This window comes from Hydrogenivirga sp. 128-5-R1-1 (assembly GCF_000171895.1).
The window spans coordinates 1-2444 of record NZ_ABHJ01000123.1 but is presented as its reverse complement, the minus strand read 5'-3'; the positions used below and the strand labels follow the sequence as shown (position 1 = coordinate 2444).

Here is a 2444-nt window from a genome sequence, read left to right as displayed (position 1 = left end):
ATTAAAGCCTCAACGATTTCATTTTTAAAATTATTTATTCCAAGTGTATTAAACTGGACTGATAAATAATTTTTATATTTATCTACAATAAGTCCGGGAATATCATCTGCTTCTGAGTGGATTATTCTGTAAGAGTCGGTAATTTTTTCAAGTTTTTTTCTTTTTTTTAGAGCTTTTTTTATTTTTTTTATAAAAAAGTTTATATCTATATTTTCCTTTTTAAAAGTTAAAACTCTTATAGTTATTAAACTTTTCTGGTTTATATAACCAGTGCCTAAAAACTGCCCATTTTCTGAATAGATTTCAACAAGTGAGCCGTCAGCTATATTTTCAGGTAATTTTTTTATCTCATTTTTGTAAATCCACGGATTAAAGTAAGATAGTTTTTCATAACCATATTTATTAACAATTACTTTTTTCAAAATTTCTCCTATGGCAGATTAAAGAAATATTTTTATATTATAATTTTAGCCAAAATTTAGATAAAAGGTATGATTATGAAAATTCTTTACGTACATGGTTTTAACTCAGCAGGATATGGAGAAAAGATAAATCATTTAAAAAAAGCATTTGGTGATGAAAATGTAATATCTCCAACTCTTTCTTATGACCCAGAAAAAGCAATGAAACAGCTTGAGTTTTTAACAGAGGCTGTAAAAGATAAAGATAATTTAATTATTGTGGGAACATCGCTTGGTGGGTTTTATGCAGTCTATCTTTCCTATAAATACAATGTTCCAGCAGTCTTAATAAATCCATCTATTGACCCTTATACTTCGTTGAGTTCACAGGTGGGACATCAGAAAAATTATAAAAGTGATGAAGAGTATGAGTTTACGAAACAACACCTTGAAAGTCTAAAAAAATATTATGTGCCGGAAGAAAAGCTAAAAGAAATAAAAGACTTAATTTTTGTTTATTTAGATGAAGAAGATGAGCTTCTTGACAGTAAAGAGACCAGAGACTATTATGAAAAGCACGGTGTGTATGTAAAAATGTACCCTGGTGGAAATCACAGGTTTACACATATGCCTGAGCTTATAGATGATTTAAAACAAAAAACAAATGGAGGAATTTAAAATGGCAAAAGACAAAAGATTAAAGGTTGGGGAGATAGCTCCTGAGTTTCATTTAAAAGACCAGAGTGGAAAAACTGTAAGCCTTGCTGACTTTTTAGGACAGGATAAATATGTTTTATTGTATTTTGTATCTTCTGCAGAAAAGAAAAGATGTGATAGAAGCGGGTGTCCTTTAAAGGAAAATTTAGATAAAGTGAAGGAGCTTGGAGTTATACCTGTTGTTATAGATGAAGACCCTGTATTTGAGCATGAAAAATTTTCAAGGGCTCATAATATAGATTTTCCAATTTTATCAGACCCAGATATGTCAACGATAAAAGGGTATGGTGTTTTTGAAAAAGTAAATGTTAACGGTATAGAAAAGGAAAAAGTTGTTTCTACAGTGTTTTTAATAAATCCAAAAGGTTATATAGTAGAAGTCTGGGAACCAAAAGTCATAGAAGAGAGTATTAATGATATAATTAATGCTGTAAAAAGTGTAAAAAAATAGGAGGCATTTATATGTTTGGTGGAATAGGTATACCTGAGCTTTTATTAATATTTGGGATATTACTCCTTCTGTTTGGTGCAAGGAAACTTCCAGAAATAGGAAAAGGTCTTGGTGAAGGTATAAGAAGTTTTAAATCTTCTTTAAGCGGTGAAGAAGAAGAGAAAAAAGAAGAAAAAGTAGTTAAAGCAAAAGAGATTGAAGCAGAGGTGAAAAAAGAAGAAATTCAGCCTTCAACTAAGGTAGAAGAAAAGACACAAGCTTAAACTTTATGTCATATCCTATATTTATTGGAAAAAAAGAAGATGGGTTTTTAATCCTTGATAAGGATGAAGCCCATCATGCCTTTGTAAAAAGAATAAAGCCTGATTATTTTATAAGGGTAAATGATTTAAATGGACATATTTATCTCGCTAAAGTTTTAGAAGTATCTAAGAAACATTTAAAGGCTAAGATTTTAGAAGAACTTACTACAAATGAAACACACCTAAAAATTACTCTTTACCTTTGTGCCCCAAATCAGCTTTCAAAAGTTGATGAACTTATTCCTTTTATTACAGAACTGGGAGTTTACAGGTTTATTCCAGTTATTTGTAAAAACAGTGCAGTTAAAGAAAAAGACATATTGAAAAAAATAGAGAAATGGAAAAAGATAACCCTAAACTCAATAAAACAGTGCGAAAGGCTTTATCCTGTAATTATTGAAAAACCTATAAAATTAAAAGATATTCCTTCAGATGCTGAGCTTAACGTCTTATTTTATGAAAGAGAAAAAAATGAAACTTTAAAAAATTACTGCCAGTTGAGTGTAAAGAAAGTTAATGTGGTTATTGGTAATGAAGGTGGATTTACACAGGATGAGGTTAGTATTTTAGCAG

At 29.7% G+C, this 2444-nt stretch carries 4 protein-coding genes and 1 pseudogene; 4 read left to right on the top strand and 1 reads right to left on the bottom strand.

Going from position 1 to position 2444, the window contains the following annotated elements; all coding sequences use genetic code 11:
• Positions 1-422, bottom strand: a pseudogene (locus HG1285_RS04450) (class I SAM-dependent rRNA methyltransferase); the annotation flags it as partial.
• Positions 423-497: 75 nt separating this feature from the next.
• Here HG1285_RS04450 and HG1285_RS04455 point away from each other — a divergent pair.
• The 4 genes from HG1285_RS04455 to HG1285_RS04470 form a co-directional block, all read left to right on the top strand.
• The gene (locus HG1285_RS04455) at positions 498-1079 is read left to right on the top strand and encodes a YqiA/YcfP family alpha/beta fold hydrolase (RefSeq protein ID WP_008288631.1); all 582 of its coding nucleotides are present in this window, start codon (positions 498-500) and stop codon (positions 1077-1079) included.
• Between the two features lies 1 nt (position 1080).
• A complete protein-coding gene (locus HG1285_RS04460) occupies positions 1081-1569 on the top strand; it encodes a redoxin domain-containing protein (protein WP_008288630.1) in 489 nt (162 codons plus the stop codon).
• 11 nt (positions 1570-1580) lie between these two features.
• The gene (gene tatA, locus HG1285_RS04465) at positions 1581-1832 is read left to right on the top strand and encodes a twin-arginine translocase TatA/TatE family subunit (RefSeq protein WP_008288629.1); all 252 of its coding nucleotides are present in this window, start codon (positions 1581-1583) and stop codon (positions 1830-1832) included.
• 5 nt (positions 1833-1837) lie between these two features.
• Positions 1838-2444 (top strand): RsmE family RNA methyltransferase (locus HG1285_RS04470; protein WP_008288628.1); only part of this gene is annotated, 607 nt, incomplete at its 3' end.

Excerpts from the sequence above, each read along its gene's own strand:
- HG1285_RS04455 (WP_008288631.1), top strand. The coding sequence starts at position 498 with ATGAAAATTCTTTACGTACATGGTTTTAACTCAGCAGGATATGGAGAA.
- HG1285_RS04460 (WP_008288630.1), top strand. The coding sequence starts at position 1,081 with ATGGCAAAAGACAAAAGATTAAAGGTTGGGGAGATAGCTCCTGAGTTT.
- tatA (WP_008288629.1), top strand. The coding sequence starts at position 1,581 with ATGTTTGGTGGAATAGGTATACCTGAGCTTTTATTAATATTTGGGATA.